The sequence below is a fragment of the Micromonospora sp. NPDC049497 genome (assembly GCF_044465805.1).
Taxonomy (GTDB): domain Bacteria; phylum Actinomycetota; class Actinomycetes; order Mycobacteriales; family Micromonosporaceae; genus Micromonospora.
The window spans coordinates 1-1,183 of the sequence record NZ_JBITMC010000047.1 but is presented as its reverse complement, the minus strand read 5'-3'; the positions used below and the strand labels follow the sequence as shown (position 1 = coordinate 1,183).

Sequence of the window (1,183 nt, the reverse complement as noted above, 5' to 3'; positions counted from 1 at the left end):
CCGATGTCGGTGATGGTGCCGGCGCCTTCGCCGCCGATGGGGCGGGGGTCGTTGACGATGCCGAGGGCGACCACGACGTCGCGGAAGTTGACGCCACCGGCGTGGAGTTGGACGCGGACCTGGTGGGGTTGCAGGGGTGCGGCGTAGTCGGGGCAGTGGGTCAGTAGCAGGTTGTCCAGGCTGCCGCCCGATGTGGTCTCCAACCGCCACGTGTCACTCTCCGGCAACGGCAAACCCGCGCTCTGCTGGGCCGGCTGAAGACGCGGCACGTACAGCGACCCGTCGCGGATGGCCATTTGCGGCTCACCGGACCCCACCGCCCGGCCGAGGGCGGCGACGCTCTCCGGGTTCCCGTCCAGGTCCACCACGGTGATCCGGTCCGGGTGCTCGGCGAGGGCGGTGCGGAGCATGCCCCAGCACGTGGCGGCCGCCAGATCACTGATCCGGTCGTCGACACCTGTGCTCACCGCACCCCGGGTCAGCACCACCAACCGGGTGTCCGCCAGTGCTTCCTCCGCCAGCCACTCCTGCAGCACCCGCAGCAGCGACTCCGTCGAACCGTGCGTGGCCGCCAGCACGTTGCCGTCCGCGCCGTCGATTACCGGCCCGGCGCCGTACCAGGGCAGCGCGACCGTCCGTACCGCCGGGCCGCCAGCCGCGACGGCCTCGCCGAGCGCGGCCACCGTCGGGTACGCCGACACCGCCCCGAACGCCGCCGACCACCGGTCGACCGTGTCGGGGTCGTCGTCCAGCACCGCCACCGGGCCGACACCAAGGTGCTCCGCCGCGTCGACCGGCAGCCAGTCCACGTGCAGCAGCCACTGCGGATCCACCCGTACGCCGCCACGCTCCGCGCCCTCCACCGGCACCTCGCGCAGCACCAGCGACCGGGCGTCCAGCACCGGCTGACCGGCCGGGTCGTAGACCACCAGGGTGGCCTGGTCCCCGCCCCGGCGTACCAGGTGCACCCGGACGCTGGTGGCCCGGGTGGCGTGCAGCCGTACGCCGGACCAGACGAACGGCAGTTGCAGCCGGGTCACGTCACCGTCGGCGGCCAGGGCCAGCACGTGCAGCGTGGCGTCGAGCAGCGCCGGGTGTACGCCGTACCCGTCGACGTCGCCCCGGACCGGCTCCGGCAGCGCCACCTCCGCGTAGAGGTCGTCACCCGCACGCCACGCCCGGC

Annotated in this window: 1 protein-coding gene; it reads right to left on the bottom strand. The window is 73.8% G+C overall.

Going from position 1 to position 1,183, the window contains the following annotated elements; all coding sequences use genetic code 11:
* Positions 1 to 1,183 (bottom strand): polyketide synthase dehydratase domain-containing protein (locus ACIBR0_RS28710; protein WP_396720868.1); only part of this gene is annotated, 1,183 nt, incomplete at both ends.